Source organism: Pseudomonas sp. DE0010 (assembly GCF_007680745.1).
GTDB lineage: Bacteria > Pseudomonadota > Gammaproteobacteria > Pseudomonadales > Pseudomonadaceae > Aquipseudomonas > Aquipseudomonas parafulva_B.
The window spans coordinates 163,944-184,444 of record NZ_VEJQ01000006.1; the positions used below are offsets into that span (position 1 = coordinate 163,944).

General features: G+C 63.9%; 17 protein-coding genes. 5 read left to right on the forward strand and 12 right to left on the reverse strand.

Annotated features, from left to right (window positions below; translation table 11 throughout):
- Nucleotides 1-2: 2 nt before the first annotated feature.
- On the forward strand, nucleotides 3-674 hold the full coding sequence (gene mupP, locus FS767_RS07140; protein ID WP_144964688.1) for an N-acetylmuramic acid 6-phosphate phosphatase MupP: 672 nt from the start codon (nucleotides 3-5) through the stop codon (nucleotides 672-674).
- A gap of 26 nt (nucleotides 675-700) precedes the next feature.
- A complete protein-coding gene (locus tag FS767_RS07145) occupies nucleotides 701-1,441 on the forward strand; it encodes a YciK family oxidoreductase (RefSeq protein ID WP_144964689.1) in 741 nt (246 codons plus the stop codon).
- 103 nt (nucleotides 1,442-1,544) lie between these two features.
- Here FS767_RS07145 and FS767_RS07150 read toward each other — a convergent pair whose 3' ends face one another.
- The 5 genes from FS767_RS07150 to FS767_RS07170 form a co-directional block, all read right to left on the reverse strand.
- Entirely contained in the window at nucleotides 1,545-2,330 is a 786-nt protein-coding gene (locus FS767_RS07150) for a TenA family transcriptional regulator (RefSeq protein ID WP_058605612.1), read from the reverse strand.
- Nucleotides 2,331-2,364: 34 nt separating this feature from the next.
- The gene (locus FS767_RS07155) at nucleotides 2,365-4,821 is read right to left on the reverse strand and encodes an EAL domain-containing protein (protein ID WP_144964690.1); all 2,457 of its coding nucleotides are present in this window, start codon (nucleotides 4,819-4,821) and stop codon (nucleotides 2,365-2,367) included.
- A 305-nt stretch (nucleotides 4,822-5,126) separates the two neighbouring features.
- Nucleotides 5,127-5,447: a hypothetical protein gene (locus tag FS767_RS07160; protein WP_144964691.1), complete on the reverse strand. Its 321-nt coding sequence runs from the start codon at nucleotides 5,445-5,447 to the stop codon at nucleotides 5,127-5,129.
- Nucleotides 5,444-6,808 carry an acyclic terpene utilization AtuA family protein gene (locus FS767_RS07165; protein WP_144964692.1) on the reverse strand — a complete coding sequence of 455 codons (1,365 nt, stop codon included), beginning with the start codon at nucleotides 6,806-6,808 and terminating at the stop codon, nucleotides 5,444-5,446. Before FS767_RS07165 ends, FS767_RS07160 begins: the two co-directional genes overlap by 4 nt.
- Entirely contained in the window at nucleotides 6,809-8,107 is a 1,299-nt protein-coding gene (locus FS767_RS07170) for a CitMHS family transporter (RefSeq protein ID WP_144964693.1), read from the reverse strand.
- A gap of 129 nt (nucleotides 8,108-8,236) precedes the next feature.
- Between FS767_RS07170 and FS767_RS07175 the strand changes: the two genes are divergently transcribed.
- The gene (locus FS767_RS07175) at nucleotides 8,237-9,109 is read left to right on the forward strand and encodes a LysR family transcriptional regulator (protein WP_144964694.1); all 873 of its coding nucleotides are present in this window, start codon (nucleotides 8,237-8,239) and stop codon (nucleotides 9,107-9,109) included.
- 323 nt (nucleotides 9,110-9,432) lie between these two features.
- Here FS767_RS07175 and FS767_RS07180 read toward each other — a convergent pair whose 3' ends face one another.
- The 5 genes from FS767_RS07180 to FS767_RS07200 form a co-directional block, all read right to left on the reverse strand.
- The gene (locus tag FS767_RS07180; RefSeq protein WP_058605618.1) at nucleotides 9,433-11,265 is read right to left on the reverse strand and encodes an ABC transporter ATP-binding protein; all 1,833 of its coding nucleotides are present in this window, start codon (nucleotides 11,263-11,265) and stop codon (nucleotides 9,433-9,435) included.
- A complete protein-coding gene (locus FS767_RS07185; RefSeq protein WP_144964695.1) occupies nucleotides 11,258-11,890 on the reverse strand; it encodes a DsbA family protein in 633 nt (210 codons plus the stop codon). Before FS767_RS07185 ends, FS767_RS07180 begins: the two co-directional genes overlap by 8 nt.
- 3 nt (nucleotides 11,891-11,893) lie before the next feature.
- Nucleotides 11,894-12,826: a rhodanese-related sulfurtransferase gene (locus FS767_RS07190; RefSeq protein WP_144964696.1), complete on the reverse strand. Its 933-nt coding sequence runs from the start codon at nucleotides 12,824-12,826 to the stop codon at nucleotides 11,894-11,896.
- Nucleotides 12,827-13,043: 217 nt separating this feature from the next.
- Nucleotides 13,044-13,340, reverse strand: coding sequence for a BolA family transcriptional regulator (locus tag FS767_RS07195; protein ID WP_144964697.1), 297 nt, complete (start codon nucleotides 13,338-13,340; stop codon nucleotides 13,044-13,046).
- A gap of 8 nt (nucleotides 13,341-13,348) precedes the next feature.
- On the reverse strand, nucleotides 13,349-13,873 hold the full coding sequence (locus FS767_RS07200; RefSeq protein WP_058605622.1) for a DUF2059 domain-containing protein: 525 nt from the start codon (nucleotides 13,871-13,873) through the stop codon (nucleotides 13,349-13,351).
- A gap of 153 nt (nucleotides 13,874-14,026) precedes the next feature.
- Here FS767_RS07200 and FS767_RS07205 point away from each other — a divergent pair, with 153 nt between their 5' ends.
- Nucleotides 14,027-15,421 (forward strand): class II fumarate hydratase, encoded by a 1,395-nt coding sequence (locus FS767_RS07205; protein ID WP_144964698.1) that lies wholly within the window; start codon nucleotides 14,027-14,029, stop codon nucleotides 15,419-15,421.
- A gap of 309 nt (nucleotides 15,422-15,730) precedes the next feature.
- Here FS767_RS07205 and FS767_RS07210 read toward each other — a convergent pair whose 3' ends face one another.
- A complete protein-coding gene (locus FS767_RS07210) occupies nucleotides 15,731-16,693 on the reverse strand; it encodes a DMT family transporter (protein ID WP_144964699.1) in 963 nt (320 codons plus the stop codon).
- A 182-nt stretch (nucleotides 16,694-16,875) separates the two neighbouring features.
- Nucleotides 16,876-18,369, reverse strand: a complete 1,494-nt coding sequence (pap, locus tag FS767_RS07215) for a polyphosphate:AMP phosphotransferase (RefSeq protein WP_144964700.1) — start codon at nucleotides 18,367-18,369, stop codon at nucleotides 16,876-16,878.
- Nucleotides 18,370-18,499: 130 nt separating this feature from the next.
- Between pap and mnmC the strand changes: the two genes are divergently transcribed.
- Nucleotides 18,500-20,470 (forward strand): bifunctional tRNA (5-methylaminomethyl-2-thiouridine)(34)-methyltransferase MnmD/FAD-dependent 5-carboxymethylaminomethyl-2-thiouridine(34) oxidoreductase MnmC, encoded by a 1,971-nt coding sequence (gene mnmC / locus FS767_RS07220; protein WP_144964701.1) that lies wholly within the window; start codon nucleotides 18,500-18,502, stop codon nucleotides 20,468-20,470.
- Nucleotides 20,471-20,501: the final 31 nt, after the last annotated feature.

Consider the following 20,501-nt stretch of genomic DNA (forward strand, 5'->3'; position numbering starts at 1 on the left):
GCATGCGCCTGCGAGCGGTACTCTTCGACATGGACGGCACCTTGCTGGACACGGCGCCCGACTTCATCGCCATCTGCCAGGCCATGCTCACCGATCGAGGCCTGCCGGCCGTCGACGACGCGCTGATTCGGGGCGTGATCTCCGGGGGTGCGCGCGCCATGGTGGCCGCCACCTTCGCCATGGACCCGCAGGCCGAAGGTTTCGAAGCCTTGCGCCTGGAGTTCCTGGAGCGCTACCAGCGCGACTGCGCCGTGCATACCCGCCTGTTCGACGGCATGGCCGAGCTGCTGGAGGACATCGAGCGAGGCAAGCTGTTGTGGGGCGTGGTCACCAACAAGCCTGTGCGCTTCGCCGAGCCGATCATGCAGCGCCTGGGGCTGGCTGAACGCTCGGCCTTGCTGATCTGCCCGGATCATGTAAAGAACAGCAAGCCCGACCCCGAGCCGCTCATCCTGGCCTGCAAAACCTTGGCGCTGGACCCTGCCAGCGTGCTGTTCGTCGGTGACGATCTGCGCGATATCGAATCCGGCCGCGATGCCGGCACCCGCACCGCAGCGGTAAGCTTCGGCTACATCCATCCCGAGGACAACCCCAACAACTGGGGTGCCGATGTGGTGGTGGACAGCCCGCAGGACCTGCGTAAAGTCATCGACAGCGCCCTCTGTGGTTGCTGATCACCGCTAACGCCAAAGGATCTGACATGTTCGAATACACTGCCCGCCCCGACCTGCTCAAAGGCCGGGTCATCCTGGTCACCGGTGCCGGGCGCGGCATCGGCGCCGCCGCGGCCAAGGCCTACGCTGCCCTGGGCGCCACGGTGCTGTTGCTCGGCAAGACCGAAGCGAACCTGAATGCGCTTTATGACGAGATCGAAGCGGCCGGGCATCCCCAGCCTGTGGTGATCCCGTTCAACCTGGAAACTGCCCTCGCCCATCAGTACGACGGGCTGGCGGTCATGATCGAGGAACAGTTCGGGCGCCTGGACGGGTTGCTCAACAACGCCTCGATCATCGGCCCACGCACGCCCATGGAGCAGTTGTCGGGCGACAACTTCATGCGCGTCATGCACATCAACGTCAATGCCACCTTCATGCTCACCAGCACCCTGCTGCCGCTGCTCAAGCAGTCCGAAGATGCTTCGGTGGTGTTTACCAGCAGCAGTGTCGGGCGCAAGGGCCGCGCTTATTGGGGCGCCTACGGCATCTCCAAGTTCGCCACCGAAGGCATGATGCAGACCCTGGCAGACGAGCTCGAAGGGGTGGCGCCGGTGCGGTCCAACAGCATCAACCCGGGCGCGACGCGTACGGCCATGCGCGCGCAGGCCTACCCGAGCGAGAACCCTCAGGACAACCCGCTGCCCGAGCAAATCATGCCGGTCTACCTCTACTTGATGGGGCCTGACAGCAAGGATGTGAACGGGCAGGCATTCAACGCCCAGTGATGGGCTCGCCTACCTGACACAGCGTTGTGCAGGCGCACTCGTCTCCCCGCCCATCGCCGACGTGCCAGCGATGGGCGGGGCCTGCATCACGACAGCCGCGCAATCACCCCGCCGCCAACGCCGGGCTCGCCCGCTCGTGCTGGGTGGCTTCAAGCTGCATGCACCGCTCCAGGAACAGGTACATGCAGTCATAGCTCTTGCAGATGGCTCGGCGCAACTCGGTGCGCAAGGCCATGCTCGGGTTCTCGCCTACCAGCGTACAGATGATCTCCAGCGCCTCCCACGGGTGGGTGTCGTCATACTGCGCGTGCATCTTCAGCCACTTCATGGCCCGCTTGCGCTGCTCTTCCGGAAAGCCCATCGCATAGGTGTCGGTGGAACACACCACCGCCGACCACTCCCCGGTGGCCCCTTCGATGGCGTAGTTGGTGGCGGCCATGGCAATGGCCAGGTTTTCCGTGGCACACACACGCCAGCACCAATCGTTGAGGCCATTGAGCTCGGGCGGCACATCCTGGGCCTGCAGGTCGTGCAGGTGAATGCCGTGGGCGTGGGCCCAGTTCACCCAGTAGTCGGCATGGTTGAGCTCCACGCGGATATTGCGCATCAACCAGCGCCGCGCCATGTCCTCGCCTGGGTGCCGGCCATACCGGGTTTTGGTGAGGTTATGGGCCATGTACAACGAGAACTGCTCCACCACCGGCCAGCCACCGATCAGGTACTGGCGAATGGTCGCTTGCTTCAACTTGCCGTCACGCAGACGTCGATACACCTCATGGTCAACCACCCGCTGCTTGCTCTCATGGCAATCGGCAAGCAGTTGCTGGGCCCACTTGGGGTAACTGGCCGGGTCCATCAATGGCCCGATACGAACGAATGCATCAATCACTGTCTACTCCTTGTTCCTTGTGATTTCCAGCTAACTAACGAAACGTGCCAGGTGCCCGCTGCAACAGAGGCCGGGCGGCAATCCGTTGGCGATGCAGACTGTCACAGGTAAATACCTGGGGCCGCTCGATCAGATAGCCCTGGGCGTAATCGACACCAATTTCCTGTAGCGCTTGCTCGATCATGGGTGTTTCCACGAATTCTGCAATCGTGCGCTTGCCCATGACATGGCCGATATGGTTGATGACTTCGACCATGGCCCGATTGACCGGGTCGTCCAGCATGTCCTTGACGAAGCTGCCGTCGATCTTGAGAAAGTCGACGGGCAGATGCTTGAGGTAGGCGAACGATGACATGCCAGCACAGAAATCATCCAGTGAAAAACGACAACCCAGGCCTTTTAGCTCATTGATGAAGCGGATGGCGCTGCCCAGGTTGGCAATGGCGCTGGTTTCGGTGATCTCGAAGCAGATCATGCGCGGAGGAATAGCATATTCGGCGAACAGGCGCTGCAGGTACTCGAGGAACTTGTCATCGCCGATGCTGGCACCGGACAAGTTGATAGCGCAGGTCGATAGCGGCCCCTGGTGGCCTGCATCCAGGCATTGGCGGATGATGATGAAGACGTTGCGCACCACCCAGCGATCGAGCGCGGTAATCAACCCATAGCGTTCGGCAGCCGGGATGAAGCTGTTGGGCAGTATGGTGCGCCCGCTTTCATCGTGCAGGCGCAACAGGATTTCGATGTGGCCAGGCCCCTCGAAGGCCTTCAACGGCGCGATCTCCTGGGCGTACAGACAGAACCGGTTCTCTTCCAGTGCCACGTGCAAGCGCTGAATCCAGGCCATCTCGCCAAAACGAATGGACAGCTCGCTGTCATCGGCGTGGTACACCTGCACCCGGTTGCGCCCCTTTTCCTTGGCCATGTAGCAGGCCATGTCAGCTGCCCGCAGCGACGCCTCGAGGGTGCCGGGGGCCTGGGCGATATGCACCAGGCCGATGCTGACGGTGGTCACGAACGGCCGCCCTTTCCACACGAAATGCAGGCTTTGGACCGTCTGGCGTAGCTGCTCGGCAATCCGCTCGGCCTGCTCGGACGGGCAGTTCTCAAGCAGCACGCCAAACTCATCGCCCCCTAGCCGCGCCAGGGTGTCGCCTTCACGCAGGCCCGATTGCAGCACAGCGCAGATGTGCCGAAGCAGCTCGTCCCCGGCGGCATGCCCACAGGTATCGTTGACCAGCTTGAACTGGTCCAGGTCCAGGAACATCAGCGAATGCCGCCCAGGCTGGCGCGCCAGCGCATTGAGCGCCTGCTCCAGTCGGTATTCGAACTCGCGACGGTTGGCCAGGCCGGTCAGTGCATCGTGCGTGGCCTGCCAGGAGAGGTTGGCGATGTACTGGCGCTCTTGGGTCATGTCGTGCAGCACCAGCACGATGCCATTGACCTGCCCGTCGTTGACGATGGACGAGCCCACCAGATTGATCGACACCGTACTGCCGTCCAGGCGCTGAATCAGCCGCGCATGTTCGGCGCCGCCTTTCAAACTGCCACTGAGCACCTGTTCCACCAGGCTGCGGCCCTCGTCCACATCGTGCTCGTCCACCAGGGTGAACAGTGCAGACAACGGCAGGCCCAGCGCCTGGGCGGCCTGCCAGTGGGTCAGTTGCTCGGCCGCCGGGTTCATGTAGCCGATCAAGCCCTCCACATCCGTGGTGATCACCGCATCACCAATAGCCTGCAGGGTGATCTGTGCCCGCTCTTTTTCCTCCTGCAACGCGTTGGCAAACGCCTGCCGCTGGGCCAGCAGTTTGCTGGAGCGCCGCCAGGCGATGGTGATCAGGATCATCGCGGTCAGCAGGTTGGTGATCAGCAGTACCCGCAGCAAGACACGCGACCCCTCGCCCAGGGCATCGCTGAAGGCCTTGGCAGCCGGCGTCACCCCCTCGTTGATGGTGGCAATGCGGCTTTTCCAGGCACGGATCACCTGCTCATCGACAGGCCCGCTGGCGAAGCGCTGATGCATCTCCCCGGCCAGCACGTTCAGCTTGGCCAGGTAATCGTCGCCGATGTCCCAGTAATTGATGGCTGTCTGCAGGTAGCTGACGGTGCGAAAGTGACGGTAGAACCAGATGATGCGTTCCACGTCGTCGGGGTGGTTGCCACCTTGCAGGACGGCCTGACGGGCCGCCTCCAGGTCCAGACTCGACTGATCCATGAGCTTGCGCGCGCGGTGATCGCCCTGGGGCACCACGATGGCCTGCTGGTAGCGGCCATAGGTGGCTTCGTCGCGGGTAGTGGCGTACAGGTTGAGGTAGTAGATGGCGTCTTTTTGCGCTTTGGACCACAAGCTTTCGCCCGCCACGTAGGCACGCACGGCAGAAAGCGTGTAGAGGCTGAGACTACCAAGGGCGACTTGGAAAACCACCACGGCGATGAATGGCCAGGTGAGCCCGAGTAGCTTGGGCGCTTCTTGAGTGCGATGTCCCTTCATGGAGTCCCTGTCACAGAGCAGATAAGGCGCGAATCAACCCAGACAAAGCACAGCGTAGGCCATCTGCCATTAACGCGATGGAAATTTAGGGGCCCGATTTCAGTCAATGATAGCGGCCACGCCTGCTGTCTGCAGGGCGCGGTGTCTGGCTCGCCGGTTTGAGCGCGGCGCGGTGCTGGACACATTGTCGCAGACACCGCATGGACCACGTCAATCAAGTCATGGCAGCCTAGCTTTTGATCAACTCAAGGTGCGCAACGCGGGGCCGAGCTTGATCACCGCGCGCGCCGCAGGCCAAGCACTTGTCAGAGTTCGAGGTCCAGCAGTGCCGCCCCCAGCGCCTTGCCATGGGCATCCAACGCCAGCGATCGGGTCACGCCGCCGCGCAGGATGCCGGGCAGCACAAAGTTCAACGCCCCGAGCTGCGCCAACTCGTACCGGCGAACGGGGGGCCCTGCCGGGTCCAGAAGTTCGGCAAAGTGGGCCGTGACGCGCTCTACCGTGAGCCACTGGACCAGGCGCGGGTAGTCAGCCGAATCGAAGACGATGACCGAGATGTTCGACGTGTCGCCCTTGTCGCCGGTACGGCTGTGGGCTATGTCCCGCAGTTTTGTCGGGGTACTCATGCCATCTCCTCCAGATGCACCTGCAAGGTGACCGCGTCCCTGGGCAGCAACAGCGAAGCCACCGCCACCACCTGACGCACCGACTTGCTCGCCCCACCGCCGCCATAGGGACCGTTGGTATAAAGGGTTTCCACCTCGTTGCCGATGCGCACCGCATCGCTTTTGGAGGCGCAGCGCGCCGCCACACGCAGCCGCACCTCCCAGGGTTCGCCCTGGGCGCGCTGGCCCAGGTCATCACCGTGCAGGGCACTGACGCCAATCAGCTCGCTGCGGATGTCGTCGCAGGCCACACCGGTCAGTTGCAGTCGCTTGCGTACGATGGCTTCGGCCAGGCGCCCGCGGGCTACTGCACCAGGGCCGCCATAGGACATCTGCCCTTCGCCGATCCAACCGTCGAGAAAACCCACCGACACCTTCAACGCCTCCGGGCGCGCGCGCCCATCGGCGCCCTGCACCCGGACCTCATCCTGGGCCAGGGCCTGAAACGCCACCTGGCTGAAATCAGCGGTCACATCAGGCGTAAGGTAAGCGGCCGGGTCATGCACTTCGTACAGCAGTTGCTCGGTGCAGGTAGCGGTATCGATGCGCCCGCCGGAACCGGCCACCTTGCTGATCACCGCATGGCCCGTTGCATCGATTTCGGCCAGTGGAAAGCCAAGGCGGTCGAGGTCGGGCACCTCCTTCACACCGGGATCGGCGAAGTAGCCGCCACTGATCTGCCCTGCGCATTCGAGCAGGTGCCCAACCAGGGTGCCGCGCCCGAGCAACGTCCAGTCGTCCTCGCGCCAGCCGAACTCGAACAGCTGCGGCGCGAGAAACAGCGACGGATCGGCCACCCGGCCAGTGACCACAACGTCGGCATCGGCCTGCAAGGCCTGCACAATGCCTGCTGCGCCCACATAAGCGTTGGCTGAAATCAACCGATCGCCCAGCTCAGCCAGGGTGGCGCCGTTGTCGAGGGTCTGTTCGGGCCGTTGCTGCAAGGTGGCGAGCACATCGTCGCCGGTCAGCGCCGCTACCTTGATACCAGGCATACCGAGTTCAGCCGCAATGCGGCGGATTTCACTGGCCGCGCCCAGTGGGTTGGCCGCCCCCATGTTGGTGATGATGCGCAGGCGCCGCCGCGTGCCGTCGGCCCCTGTGCCTACATAGGGCAGCACGCGGCGCATACGCTCGCCCAGCAGGGGGTCGAAACCACCGTGCGGGTCGAGCAGCCGCGCTTGCTGCGCCAGGGCGATGGTGCGCTCAGCCAGGCACTCGAACACCAGGTAATCCAGTTCGCCCTGTTGCGCCAACTCGATGGCCGGCTCGATGCGGTCGCCCGAATAGCCGGCGCCAGCGCCGATGCGTATGGTTTTCATCTAGAAAACTCCAATGACCAAGGCGGTCAAGGTCATCAGGACCGAGGCCGCGAACAGGAAAGGGATGGTAAAGCGCTGGTGATCGGCCAGTTCGATCTTGCACAGGCCGACCAGCAGGAAGGTCGCGGGGGTCAGCGGGCTGACCGGAAAGCCCGTGGTGTGCACACCCAGAAGCGAAGCCTGGGCCACTTGCATCGGGTCCACGCCCAAGGCCCTGCCCACCTCGGCGACCACCGGCATGATGCCGAAGTAGAACGAATCCGGGTCGAACAGCAGGCTCAAGGGCATGGACAGAAAGCCGACCACCGCAGGAATCAGTTGGCCGTGCCCTGCGGGAATCTGCCCCACCGCCACTTCGGCCATGGCCTTGAGCATGCCGGTGCCTTGCATGATGCCGGTGAAGACGCCAGCGGCCAGAAGAATGCTGGCCATGGTCAGGGCGGTCTTGGCATGGGCGTCGATGCGCGCCCGCTGCGCGTCCACGTTGGGGTAGTTCAGGCACAAGGCAAGCACGGTGCCGACCATGAACATCACCACCGGGTCCACCACCCCTGAGATCATCACCCCCATCACCACCAGGGTCAGCAGCAGGTTGGGCCAGAACAGGCGAGGCTTGCGCAGCTCGCGCTCGGTGTCGGTGAGCGTACGTTGGTGCGGCGTGACGTCGAGCTGGTCGCGGCCCAGGCCCAGGCCCAGGCGCCGTTCTTCGCGGCGCCCAAGCCAGTAGGCACAGGCGAAGACGAAGATCAGCCCGACGATCTGCACCGGAATCAGCGGCTGGAACAGGTCGGCCACCGGCACGTGCAACGCTGCCGATGAGCGCAGCACCGGGCCGGTCCAGGGCAGGAAGTTGACCCCGGCCGCCATGGCCGTGACGCAGGCCAGAATGCGCTTGTCCATGCCAAGGCGCGTGTACAGCGGCAGCATCGCCGGAATGGTCACCAGGAAGGTCACTGCGCCCGAACCGTCCAGATGCACCAGCAAGGCCAGCAAGGCCGTGCCCATGACGATGCGCGTCGGGCGGGTGCCGACGCGCTTGAGGATGCGATCGATGATCGGGTCGAGCATGCCGGCGTCGGTCATGATGCCGAAGAACAAGATGGCAAAGACGAACATGCCCACGACCGGGGCGACGTTCTTGATGCCGGTGATGATGAAGGCGCTGGTTTGCAGGCCAAAGCCGCCGAGCAGCGCCGCGATGATGGGCAGGGCAATCAGGGCGACCAAGGGGGAGATGCGTTTGCTCATGATGCTCACGAGCATGCACAGGATAGTGGCGACACCGAGGGTGGCGAGCATGGGGTTTCCTCTTCGGCCTCTGGTTCGCTATTGCGAGAGAAGGCCCTGTTGTTGTTTTGCAAGAGTAATAACAACGGCGTTAGGCTCTGTGAATTGAAATATTCGGCAGGCCACGTTCGGAAAAACAAAATGAAAAATGCGATCCAGCTCATCCGCGCGTTCCTGGCCGTGGCAAAAACCGGCAACTTTTCCAAAGCGGCCGTGGCCTTGAACCTGTCGCCTTCGGCGCTCACCGTGCAGATTCGCCAACTCGAAGACTGGCTCGGGGTGACTTTGCTCGAACGCAGCCCGCGCCACGTCGGCCTGACCGCTGCCGGTCAGCATGCATTGCTGCCGATGGAAAAGTTGCTGCTCGACCTGGACAACATCGTCGAAGCGGCCCGCGACCATGCCACCTCCCGTCGGGGCGTACTGACCATCGCGGCCCTGCCCTCACTATGCTCGGGGCTGCTGCCAGGCGTGGTGCAGCGCTTTCGCGAACGCTTCCCCGGCATCGAGGTCCGGCTGCGCGACGTGGTAGCCCAGCGCATCGATACGCTGGTGCTGGAGCAAGAAGTGGATTTCGGCCTGGGTGTACAGGCGCGGCCTACCCAGGGGCTGGCGTTCAAGGCACTACTCGAAGATCGCCTGTGCCTGTACGTGCCGCACGACCACCCCTTGGCCAGGCGGACAGCGGTGACCCTGGCCGAAGCGGCGGCATACCCCATGCTGCTGACCGGACGGGACAGCAGCGTGCGCAACCTGGTCGAGCGGCTGTTCGCCGACGCGCGCCTGCCCCTGGCGGCAGGGCTTGAAGCCAATTACATGTCGACGGTGCTGGCCCTGGTGCGCCAGGGCCAGGGTGTTGCGTTGTTGCCCGAGTCGGCCGACGAGGGCCGTGACGAAGTGAGCAAGGTGGTGGTGGATCATCCGGGCGTGATACGCGAGATCGGCGTCATCACGCGGGCCGAACAGGTGATGGCGCCGGCCGGTGTGGAATTCCTGCGATTGCTCAAGCCTTAGTCTGGGTGTGAAAAGCTCGAGAACTCGGTGTGATGTTGTTCATTTAGGGCCGCTACGCGTCCCATCGCGGCACAAGGGCCGCTCCTACACCCAATTCGGTAGCTTTCAAGTACGGTGCAAAGACAGTGGCTGCGCAGGTAGGGCTACACGATCTCAAGTGACACGGGACCCCTGTAGGAGCGGCCTCGCCGGGGCGCCGGACCGGCCGCGATGGGCCGCGCAGCGGCCCTAACGATCTTAAATGAACCGCATTACGATACTCGGTGAGGTCGTGTTACAAGCAGCCCCGCCTGACCGTCGTCCCAAGCCACTTCTCACAGCCCTTAGATCTGTTGCAGGTGCCCATACAGTTTGGCGTACAACCCACCCTCGGCAATCAGCTGCTGATGGTCACCGTCCTCTGCCACGTGACCACCGTCGAACACCAGCACCCGGTCCGCCTGTTTCACCGCCGACAAGCGGTGGGCAATGATCAGTGTGGTGCGGCCTTTGAGAAAACGCGCCAGCGCCTGGTGCAGGTTGTACTCGGTGGCAGCGTCCAGCGCCGAGGTGGCTTCGTCCAGGATGACCACCTTGGGCTCGGCCAGCACCATGCGTGCAATGGCCAGCCGTTGACGCTGGCCGCCGGACAAGCGTACGCCCGAGCGCCCGACCACGCTGTCCAGCCCGTGGGGGAGCGCGGCGATGGTGGCGTCGAGCTGGGCGATCCGTAATGCCTGCCAGCAGGCATCGTCGGTGCAGTCCCGGCCCATGGTCAGGTTGGCCCGCACGCTGTCGTTGAACAGCGACGGATGCTGCAACACCACCGCCACCTGCTCACGCAGGGTTTCCAGGCCGATTTCCTGCAGGGTGGCGCCACCGAAGCGAATGGTGCCTGCATCTGCGCTGTACAGCCCGAGCAGCAGCTGCACGAGCGTGCTCTTGCCACCCCCGCTGGCGCCGACAATGGCCACCTTCTCACCGGGTGCGATGGCCAGGTTCAGGTTGTCCAGCACCGGTTCGTCGGCGTAGGCAAAGGACAGGTCCCGGACCTCGATGCCCACCGTGGCGTGCCCGGCGAAGGGGTCACTGGCCGCCGGGTACTGGGGCTCGTCGGCGCGTGCCAGCAGCTCATTGAGGCGATTGAGCGCGCCGCCCGCGGCATAGTAGGCATATTGCAGGTTCAGCAACTGCTCGACCGGGCCGATCATGAACCAGAGGTAGCTGAAGACGGCAAGCATCTGGCCGATCGACAGGTCCGAGAACAACACCGTCAACATGGCCGCTGCGCGGAAGATGTCGATGCCGAACTGGAACAGCAGCCCGCTGGCACGGCCGCTGGCGTCGCTCTTCCACTGCGACTCCACGGCGTAGTCACGCACCTCGCGGGCCTTGACGCCCAACCGACCGAGGAAATAGCCCTGACGGTTGCTGGCGCGGACCTCCTGGATGGCATCGAGCGTTTCGGCCAGCGCCTGGGTGAAGCGTGCCGTGCTGTCGTTTTCGAGCTTTTTCAGGTGCTTGACCCGCTTGCCCAACTGCACCGTGAAGTAGATGACCAGCGGGTTGAACAACAGGATCAGCAGCGCCAGTTGCCAGTGCATCCACAGCAGGATGGCGGCCGTGCCGGTGAGGGTGAGCATGGCGACCAGAAAGCGACTGAGGGTCTCACCCACGAACTTGTCCAGGGTGTCCAGGTCGGTGACCAGGTGCGTGGTGACCGTGCCGCTGCCCAGGTTCTCGTACTCTTTCAGGGAAATACGCTTGAGCCGTTCGATCAGGCGAATGCGTAGCCGGTAGACGATGTCCTTGGCCAAGCCGGCGAACAGCCTGGCCTGGATGACGTTGAACGCCAGTGCCGCCAGGCGCAGGCATAAGGTCAGGCACAACATCAGGCCGATATAGCCCGCTGCGACCTGCCAGCCAGACGGCAACAGCTGGTTCATCCACTTGAGCGCGGCATCGCCATGCCCGAGCAGCACTTCATCCACCAGCAGCGGCAGCAACAATGGAATCGGGACACTGCAACACGCTGCCAGCACGGCAATCAGGTTCGCCGTCCACAGCTGCTTTTTATGGTGCAGGGCAAGGCGACGGATTTCCGACCAGCTCAACCGGTCGGCCGAGCCCACCGGCTTGGACGGCGCCGGGTCGGGCGACCCGGGCACATCAAGCACTGGCGGCCTGCTGCAGCCAGCGGCCAAGCAACGGTTGCAGACGCTCGAGCGGCTGATACCCGTTGGTCAGCAAGGCCAGCTGACCGTTGCGCTCAGCGAGCAAGGTCGGGAACCCTGCGATGCCCAAGCCCTGGGCCCAGGCGAAATCCGCCGCGGTCGCAGCGCGGGTTTCGGCGCGGGTGAATGACTCGGCAAACAGCCCGCGCTCGAAACCCGCCTGCTCGGCCAGCTCCACCAGATGCGGGGCGGTGGTCACGTCATGAGCCCCTTCATAGAACGCAGACTGTATGGCTGCCAGCAGGGGCCAGAGGCGCTCGCCGTCCAGCTCGCGGGCCGCGACCAGTGCCCGGCAGGCCGGTTCAGTGTCATAGACAAAGCCGTCGGGCATGGCGCCCTCGAAATTGAAAGGCTGCCCCGTTGTCTCGGCCACGGCCTGCCAATGCTCAAGAATGTACTTGCGGGTAGCGCCATCCAGCGCGGCACTGCCGCTGCGCAACCCGCCGACCACCAGATGGGTCGGCACGCCTGCCTGATTTGCCTGATCGATCAGCGCACTGGCCACCGGGGCGAAGCCCCAGCACCAGGAACACATCGGGTCCATCACGTAGATCAGGCGCGCAGACATGGATCAAGCCTCGGCTTTGTAGTTGTGGCCAATCGGGTGCGGCAGGTTGCGGGCCTTGGCCAGCTCGATCTGCTTCTGCCGGTCGATGGCGCTGCGGCGGGTCTTCTCGCTCAGCGAATCCCAGCAGTGCGGGCAGCTTACACCTGGCGAATAGTGCTCCGAGGCACGCTCCTGGGCATTGATCGGATGACGGCAGGCGTGGCACTGGTCGTATTCACCCTCGCTCAGGTCATGGCGGACCGTGACGCGGTTATCGAACACGAAGCAGTCGCCCTCCCACAGGCTTTGTTCCTCAGGTACCTCCTCGAAGTACTTCAGGATGCCACCCTTGAGATGATAGACCTCCTCGAAACCTTCACCGAGCATATAGCTGGACGCTTTTTCGCAACGAATGCCGCCGGTGCAGAACATGGCGACCTTCTTGTGGCGGGCTGGGTCGAAGTTGGCCTTGATGTAGTCGGGAAATTCACGGAACGTTTCGGTCTTGGGGTCGACGGCCCCCTTGAACGTGCCGATGGCCACTTCGTAGTCGTTGCGCGTATCGACCAGCAGTACCTCGGGGTCGCTGATCAGCGCGTTCCAGTCCTTGGGCTCGACGTAGGTGCCCACCGCCTGGTTGGGATCGACCCCAGGCACGCCCAGGGTGACGATCTCTTTCTTGAGCTTGACCTTTGTACGGTAGAAGGGCTGCTCGTCGCAGTACGACTCCTTGTGGTCGATGTCCACCAGGCGTGGGTCGCTGCGCAGCCAGGCCAGCAGGCCATCGATGCCTTCGCGGGTGGCTGACACGGTGCCGTTGATGCCTTCATGGGCCAACAGCAAGGTGCCTTTGACGTGGTTGTCGAGCATGGCCTTGAGCAGCGGCTCGCGCAGTTCTACGTAGTCTTGCAGGGTGACGAACTTGTACAGCGCCGCGACGACGATAGGGTGTGACATGAATCAGGTTCTCCAGGTGGTTGCCCTCGTAAGGGGCGGACCGGGCTTCACAATGAACAAAGGGCCGCTGCACGCCCACCGCAGGCACACCTGCCGCTTCAGGTGCCCGGTGCGTCAACGCAGTGGGTTTATCTGAAGCAGCTGGCGGACCAGCGATGGGCTGTGCAGCAGCCCCTTTTTGGGATGAAGCGGATTCTACCAGAACAACAGCAAGGTTTCAGTGCCCGCCGCCGGCGCATACAGGCGATGCCGGCGCACTGCCGACCTGCGCCCACTCATCGCCGGTATAGGTGTGGATGGCCAGCGCATGAATCTGGCCCATCAGCTCACCCATGGTCGCGTACACCTTCTGATGCCGCTTGACGCTGTTCAGCCCTTCGAACACATCGCTCACGATCACCGCCTTGTAGTGGGTCTGCTGACCACGGCTGTGCATGTGGCTTTCATCGAGCACCTGCAGGTGCTGGGGCGTCAGGCTTGCCAGTTGCTGTTCGATACGCTGTTGCATGTTCATGGCCGTGCTCACTTCTTGGCTGGCGCGGCTGCCTTGCCATAGTTGGGGTCCAGCTGCTTGGTCATGTCTTCAAGCAGCTTGTTGACCACCGGCACCGCAGGTTCGAGGGTCTGCTGGGTCAGCTGAGCCGATTGCTGGGTGACCTTGGGCATCTCGCGCAGCACCTTGCGGCCAAGGGGCGACTCGTAGAACTTGACCAGGTCCTTGAGCTCTTGCTCGGTAAAGGTCTGGGTGTACAGGTCGACCATCTTGGGCTTGAGCTTGTTCCAGCCAATGGCGTTGTCCAGCGCGGCGTTGGCCTTGGCCTGGTAGCTTTCCAGTACGGGCTGCTTGGAAGCAGGCGCCTTGGTCTGGGCAAAGCGCTGGGCAAACATCTGCTGCACTTGCATGTACACCGGCGTGCCCAGTTTGTCGGCATTGGCCAGGGTCAGGAACTTCTCGGCAGCGGCGTTGTGGCTGGCGGTGGCGGCCAGGACCTGGCCACTGGCGCAAGCCAGGGCTACGGCAGCACAGAGGACACGAAGACGGGTCATTGCATTTCCTTCAGGAGGGGGAGGCGGTACCTCAGAGCGAGCATTCTGCGCCCGCCAGGGCGAGCTGCTCAAGTGGCACGACAGGCGATTGAACCGCCAGGTCGCATGAGGGCCTAAACTGCTGATTCTGACTGACAAGGGAGTGAATGCAGCATGAGCCGTATCGAAACAGACAGCCTTGGGCCGGTCGAAGTTCCTGAGCACGCCTACTGGGGCGCCCAGACCCAGCGCTCGTTGATCAACTTCGCCATCGGCCAGCAACGCATGCCGCTCGCCGTGCTGCATGCCCTGGCCCTGATCAAGAAAGCCGCTGCCCGCGTCAACGACCGCAACGGCGCCCTGCCCGCCGACATTGCCCGGCTGATCGAGCAGGCCGCCGACGAGGTCCTCGACGGCAAGCATGACGATCAATTCCCACTGGTAGTCTGGCAGACCGGCAGTGGCACGCAGAGCAACATGAACGTCAACGAGGTGATCGCAGGTCGCGCCAACGAACTGGCCGGCCAGGTGCGCGGCGGCAAGTCGCCGGTGCACCCCAACGATCACGTCAACCGCTCCCAGAGCTCCAACGACTGCTTCCCCACCGCCATGCACATCGCAGCCGCCCAGGCCGTGCACGAGCAACTGCTGCCGGCCATCGCCGAGCTGTCCTCGGGCCTGGCCGAGCTGTCGGCCCGGCACCATCGCCTGGTCAAGACCGGGCGCACGCACATGATGGATGCCACGCCGATCACCTTCGGCCAGGAAGTCTCGGCATTCGTGGCGCAGCTCGATTATGCCCAGCGCGCCATCCGCGCCAGCCTGCCGGCGGTGTATGAGCTGGCCCAGGGCGGCACGGCGGTGGGCACGGGCCTCAATGCGCCCCAGGGCTTCGCCGAAGCCATCGCTGCCGAGCTGGCTGCCCTGTCCGGGCTACCCTTCGTGACCGCGCCCAACAAGTTTGCAGCGCTGGCCGGGCACGAGCCGCTGACCAGCCTGGCTGGGGGGGTGAAAACCCTGGCGGTGGCCTTGATGAAGATCGCCAATGACCTGCGCCTGCTCGGGTCAGGCCCCCGTGCGGGATTGGCCGAGGTGCGCTTGCCCGCCAACGAGCCCGGCAGCTCGATCATGCCCGGCAAGGTCAACCCGACCCAGTGCGAGGCGCTGTCGATGCTGGCCTGCCAGGTGCTGGGCAACGACACCACGATCGGCTTTGCCGCCAGCCAGGGGCATCTGCAGCTGAACGTGTTCAAGCCGGTGATCATCCATAACCTGCTGCAGTCCATCGAACTGTTGGCAGACGGTTGCCGCAACTTCCAGGAGCATTGCGTGGCGGGCATCGAGCCAGATGCCGAGCAGATGGCCGCACACCTGGAGCGGGGGCTGATGCTGGTGACGGCACTGAACCCGCATATCGGGTACGACAAGGCTGCCGAGATTGCCAAGAAAGCCTATGGTGAAGGCAAGACCCTGCGTGAGGCAGCGCTTGAGCTGGACTACCTGACCAACGAGCAGTTCGATGAGTGGGTAAAGCCTGAGAACATGCTGGCGCCGGGTGGCAAGGGTTGAAGTCTGTGGGGGCTGCCTGCGCGGCCCCTTTTTTTGGCAACGCCGAGAAGGCTTGCGCATTTGATGTGCAAGCAACTGTCTTGCACCGCATCTGGGCCAGCTAACCTCCGTGTGGGAGCGGCCTCGCCGGGGCGCCGGACCGGCCGCGATGGGCTGCGAAGCGGCCCCGGCAATTGGCGATAGTGCTCACATCTCTGGGGCTGCTGCGCAGCCCATCGCGGCCGGTCCGGCGCCCCGGCTAGGCCGCTCCAACAACCACTCCTGCTGCCCAACAGGGGTCTGATCAGAGGCGCCACCCGCCCCCAACACCTAGGACACTTGTGCAAGCCGGGCACGACGTGCCCGCCATCCCGCCACCAGCGAAGGCCCGAGCGCTACCAGCGCAGAGCCTGCCACCACGACCACGGCCCCTACATACCCCAACAGGTTGATCTGCTCGGCCTGCACATAATCAGGCCACGCCAGCGCAGCCAGTGCCACCGCCACGAACGTCACCAATGGCGTCAATGCCAGCGTCGCACTGACCCGGGAAGCCTCCCAATGCGCCAGGGCTTCGGCAAAGGCGCCATAGGCCACCAGCGTATTCAGGCAGCACGCCAGCAGCAGCCAGCCCTGTACGGAGCTCAGCTGCAAGACCTCCAGCGGCTGCACCCAAGGCGTCAGCAGCGCTGCGCAGCACAGGTAGATCACCATCATCACCTGCTGCGAATTCCACACCGTCAGCAACTGCTTCTGGCTCAAGGCGTAGAACACCCAGATACTGGTGGCCAGCACAATGGTGAGCACACCAGTGGTGTAGGCGCCAAGGGAGGTCAACAGCTCCTCCAGGCGCTGGTTGAAGAACAGCCCGAAGCCTGCCAGCAGGATCAACAGCCCTACCCCCTGCCCCACACTGAAGCGCTCGCGAAAAACGAACACACTGGCCACCAGCAGCAGCACCGGCCCCAGTTGCACCACCAGCTGCGCGGTACCAGGGCTGAGCAACTTCAAGCCGATCAGATACAGCACGTAATTGCCCATCAAGCCCAGCACCGCCACCCCAACCAGGCCCCTGCCCTTGGGCGTGAGCCGGCCGAACGACGGCAGGCGGCGGTTGGCCGTCAGCCAGGCGCACAGCAGTCCACCGGACACCAGCAGGCGATACCAGGTCACCGTCAACGGGTCCATCACCTGCAGCACCTGCTTGAGCTTGATCGGCAGGATGCCCCACAGCAGCGCTGTCAGCAGGGCAAGCAGCAGGCCGTGAACCCAACGGCCGGAGGTGGTGTGCATGGTGTCCTCGATCAGATCCGTGGTGGGGGTGGCTGAATTCTACGGGGTTGCGCAGGTAAGCTGAGCAGCCCTGCCGGGAAAAGAATTCATCACGTCATTCTGTGGGGGCATGATGCGGGCAACACACCGGATCGCGGCTGTGCTGCCCAAGCCCACGTTCATGTCAGGTGTACGCGCCCGGCCTACTTCTTGTGCTTGGCGAACGCCGCTTCCAGTGCTTCGTTGATGGTGCGCAGAACCTTGACCCGTGCCCAGCGCTTGTCGTTGGCTTCAACCAGCGTCCAGGGCGCGATCTCGCTACTGGTGCGGTCGACCATATCGCCCACGGCCTGGCTGTAGTCGTCCCATTTGTCGCGGTTGCGCCAGTCGTCCTCGGTGATCTTGTAGCGCTTGAACGGGGTTTGCTCACGCTCCTCGAAGCGCTCGAGCTGGGTCTGCTGATCGATGGCCAGCCAGAACTTGACCACCACCACGCCCGCATTCACCAGTTGCTCTTCGAAGTCGTTGATCTCGCCATAGGCACGCATCCAGTCGGCAGGGCTGCAGAACCCCTCGACCCGCTCCACCAGCACCCGCCCATACCAGGAACGGTCGAAGATGGTGAACTTGCCACGCGCGGGAATGTGCCGCCAGAAACGCCACAGGTAAGGCTGCGCGCGTTCTTCTTCGGTAGGTGCGGCAACGGGCACGATCCGGTACTGACGCGGATCCAGGGCAGCGGCCACGCGCCGGATCGCACCGCCCTTGCCCGCCGCATCATTGCCCTCGAAGGCTGCTACCAAGGCATGACGGCGCATGTGCTTGTGACGCAGCAAACCGGCCAGGCGCGCCTGCTCGGTGACCAGTTGCTCCTGATAGTCCGCCTTGTCCAGACGCAAGCTCAGGTCCAAGGCACCCAGCAGGCTACGTTGGTCGATGCTGCGACCCAGCGGCGCGACATTGCTCTGGTGCTTACCCTTGGGGTTGTTGGCCAGGGCCGCCTGCAAGCTGTCGAGCAGGATGCGTCCGACGGCCAGGCTGCGGTAATTGGGGTCAACCCCCTCGACGATATGCCAGGGCGCGTAATCGCGGCTGGTGCGGCGCAACACACGCTCCCCGAAGCGCACGAAGCGGTCGTAGGTGTGTGACTGCTGCCAATCCAGCGGGCTGATCTTCCAGCTGTGCAAGGGGTCGTCCTTGAGGGATTTGAGCCGCGCCTTCATCTGCTTCTTGGAAAGGTGAAACCAGAACTTGATGATCAACGCGCCTTCATCGCACAGCATCTGCTCCAGGCGTTCGGCACCGCTGATAGCCTGGTCCAGGACCGCGTCCTTCAACACCCCATGCACGCGCCCCTGCAGCATCTGGCTGTACCAGTTGCCGAAAAACACCCCCATGCGCCCCTTGGGCGGCAAGGCGCGCCAGTAACGCCAGGCCGGTGGCCGCGCCAGTTCCTCGTCGGTCTGCTGATCGAAGGTAAGCACATCGATCATGCGCGGGTCCATCCACTCGTTGAGCAGCTTGACCGTCTCGCCCTTGCCGGCCCCCTCCACGCCGTTGATCAGCACAATGACCGGAAAACGCGCTTGCTGCTTGAGCTCATACTGGGCTTCGAGCAGTGCCTGACGCAAGGCGGGTACCTCGGCGTCGTAGGTTTGCTTGTCGATGCTGTGACCAATTTCGGCAGATTCGAACATGCACGGGCTCCTTCAATGGATAGACAAGACTAGCGCAAAAGCCCACCTGGGTAGGGAGCTCGGGCTGCAAGAAAGCCCCAGGCATGCGACTATCGCCACTTCTTCAGTCGCTTGTCGCTGTGCACCTGCCATGACCGTAACTCCCCCGCTCCAGCACGCCCAGATCGACTGGGACGAACAGGGCCGCCCTCATTCGCGGCATTACGATGACGTGTACTTCGCCGTCAATGAAGGCATCGATGAAACCCGCCATGTGTTTCTCGGACAAACCCGCCTGGCTGAACGTTTCACTGCAATGGCGCCTGATGCCTGCATGGTCATCGGCGAGACGGGCTTTGGCACCGGCATGAATTTCTACTGCGCCTGGCAACTGTTCGCGCAACACGCCCCCGCAGATGCCCGGCTTCACTTCGTCAGCGTCGAGAAATTCCCCCTGGCCCGCGATGACCTGGCCCGTGCCATCAGTCTGTGGCCGGAACTGGCCGCCTACAGCCAGCCTTTGCTGGCCCAATACGTGGCGGTGCATCCGGGGTATCAGCAATTCACCTTCGAAGGTGGACGCGTCACCCTCACCTTGCTGATTGGTGATGTGCTCGAGCAATTGCCGGAGCTCGACGCCCAGGTCGACGTCTGGTTCCTCGACGGCTTTGCCCCTGCCAAGAACCCCGACATGTGGACCCCGGCACTGTTCGCGCAACTGGCGCGGCTGTCCCACCCCGGTACCGTGCTGGGTACATTCACCACCACCGGCTGGGTACGCCGCAGCCTCGTGGAGGCGGGTTTTGCCATGAAGAAGGTGCCTGGCATCGGCAAGAAGTGGGAAGTGATGAGCGGGGCGTATGTGGGCCCGACCCCTGCCCCTACAGCGCCCTGGTACGGCCGACCGCCTTCAGGGGATGGGCCGCGTCAGGCCGTGGTGGTGGGTGCCGGGCTGGCCGGCAGCTGCACGGCGGCAAGCCTGGCCCGACGCGGCTGGCAGGTCACGGTACTGGAGCGGCATGGGTCAGCGGCGCAGGAAGCGTCCGGCAACCCGCAGGGGGTGCTGTACCTCAAGCTATCGGCGCACGGCACGGCCTTGTCCCGGATGATTCTCGCCGGTTTCGGCTACACCCGCCGTCAGCTTGAGCACCTTCAGCGCGGCGAGGACTGGGACGCCTGCGGCGTCCTGCAACTGGCCTTCGACGACAAGGAAGCGGCGCGCCAGGGCAAGCTGGTGCAGGCCTTCGGCCCCGGTCTTGTGCACGCATTGACCCAGGAGCAGGCCCAGGCCACCGCCGGCATCACCCTACCGGCAGGCGGGCTGTTCTATCCCGAAGGCGGTTGGGTGCATCCGCCCGCGCTGTGCCGCCAACAGCTTGAGCATCCCAACATCCGCCTGGTCACGCACCAGGAGGTCCTGTCGCTGCACAAGGTCGCGGGGCGGTGGCAGGCCTGGGCCGGTGACCAGTTGCTGGCCGACGCGCCGGTGATGATCCTGGCCAGTGCTGCCGAGGTCAAACGGTTCGAACCGTGCGCCGGCTTGCCGCTCAAGCGTATTCGTGGCCAGGTCACCCGACTGCCCGCAACACCCCAAAGCCGGGCGCTGGGCACCGTGGTCTGCGCGCAAGGCTATGTGGCGCCCGCGCGATGCGGCGAGCACACCCTGGGCGCCAGCTTCGATTTCCACAGCACTGACCTGACCCCCACGGCGGCCGAACACGAGGGCAACCTGGCGCTGCTGGACGAAATTTCCCCTGACCTGTCCCACCGTCTTGGCGCGGCGGGGTTCGATGCGCAGGCGCTCGAAGGCCGCGCCGCTTTCCGCTGCACCAGCCCGGACTACCTGCCTATTGTCGGGCCTTTGGCCGACGACCACGCTTTTGCCCAGGCCTATGCAGCGCTTGCCCGGGACGCGCGACAAGTGCCGCAGGTGGCGTGCCCTTGGCTTGAGGGCCTGTACGTCAACAGCGGCCACGGCTCGCGGGGCCTGATCACGGCGCCACTCAGCGCAGAACTGGTGGCGGCCTGGGTCTGCGGCGAACCGCTGCCGGTACCGCGAACGGTCGCCGAAGCCTGCCACCCCAACCGCTTTGCACTGCGGCGCCTGATTCGGGGCAGATAACAGGTGCCTCGCCCAGGCGGGCGCCCTGCGA

What these genes read in the sequence shown, in the direction of transcription:
- mupP (WP_144964688.1), top strand. Translation starts at nt 3, where the DNA reads ATGCGCCTGCGAGCGGTACTCTTCGACATGGACGGCACCTTGCTGGAC.
- FS767_RS07145 (WP_144964689.1), top strand. Translation starts at nt 701, where the DNA reads ATGTTCGAATACACTGCCCGCCCCGACCTGCTCAAAGGCCGGGTCATC.
- FS767_RS07155 (WP_144964690.1), bottom strand. Translation starts at nt 4,821, where the DNA reads ATGAAGGGACATCGCACTCAAGAAGCGCCCAAGCTACTCGGGCTCACC.
- FS767_RS07160 (WP_144964691.1), bottom strand. Translation starts at nt 5,447, where the DNA reads ATGAGTACCCCGACAAAACTGCGGGACATAGCCCACAGCCGTACCGGC.
- FS767_RS07165 (WP_144964692.1), bottom strand. Translation starts at nt 6,808, where the DNA reads ATGAAAACCATACGCATCGGCGCTGGCGCCGGCTATTCGGGCGACCGC.
- FS767_RS07170 (WP_144964693.1), bottom strand. Translation starts at nt 8,107, where the DNA reads ATGCTCGCCACCCTCGGTGTCGCCACTATCCTGTGCATGCTCGTGAGC.
- FS767_RS07175 (WP_144964694.1), top strand. Translation starts at nt 8,237, where the DNA reads ATGAAAAATGCGATCCAGCTCATCCGCGCGTTCCTGGCCGTGGCAAAA.
- FS767_RS07185 (WP_144964695.1), bottom strand. Translation starts at nt 11,890, where the DNA reads ATGTCTGCGCGCCTGATCTACGTGATGGACCCGATGTGTTCCTGGTGC.
- FS767_RS07190 (WP_144964696.1), bottom strand. Translation starts at nt 12,826, where the DNA reads ATGTCACACCCTATCGTCGTCGCGGCGCTGTACAAGTTCGTCACCCTG.
- FS767_RS07195 (WP_144964697.1), bottom strand. Translation starts at nt 13,340, where the DNA reads ATGAACATGCAACAGCGTATCGAACAGCAACTGGCAAGCCTGACGCCC.
- FS767_RS07200 (WP_058605622.1), bottom strand. Translation starts at nt 13,873, where the DNA reads ATGACCCGTCTTCGTGTCCTCTGTGCTGCCGTAGCCCTGGCTTGCGCC.
- FS767_RS07205 (WP_144964698.1), top strand. Translation starts at nt 14,027, where the DNA reads ATGAGCCGTATCGAAACAGACAGCCTTGGGCCGGTCGAAGTTCCTGAG.
- FS767_RS07210 (WP_144964699.1), bottom strand. Translation starts at nt 16,693, where the DNA reads ATGCACACCACCTCCGGCCGTTGGGTTCACGGCCTGCTGCTTGCCCTG.
- pap (WP_144964700.1), bottom strand. Translation starts at nt 18,369, where the DNA reads ATGTTCGAATCTGCCGAAATTGGTCACAGCATCGACAAGCAAACCTAC.
- mnmC (WP_144964701.1), top strand. Translation starts at nt 18,500, where the DNA reads ATGACCGTAACTCCCCCGCTCCAGCACGCCCAGATCGACTGGGACGAA.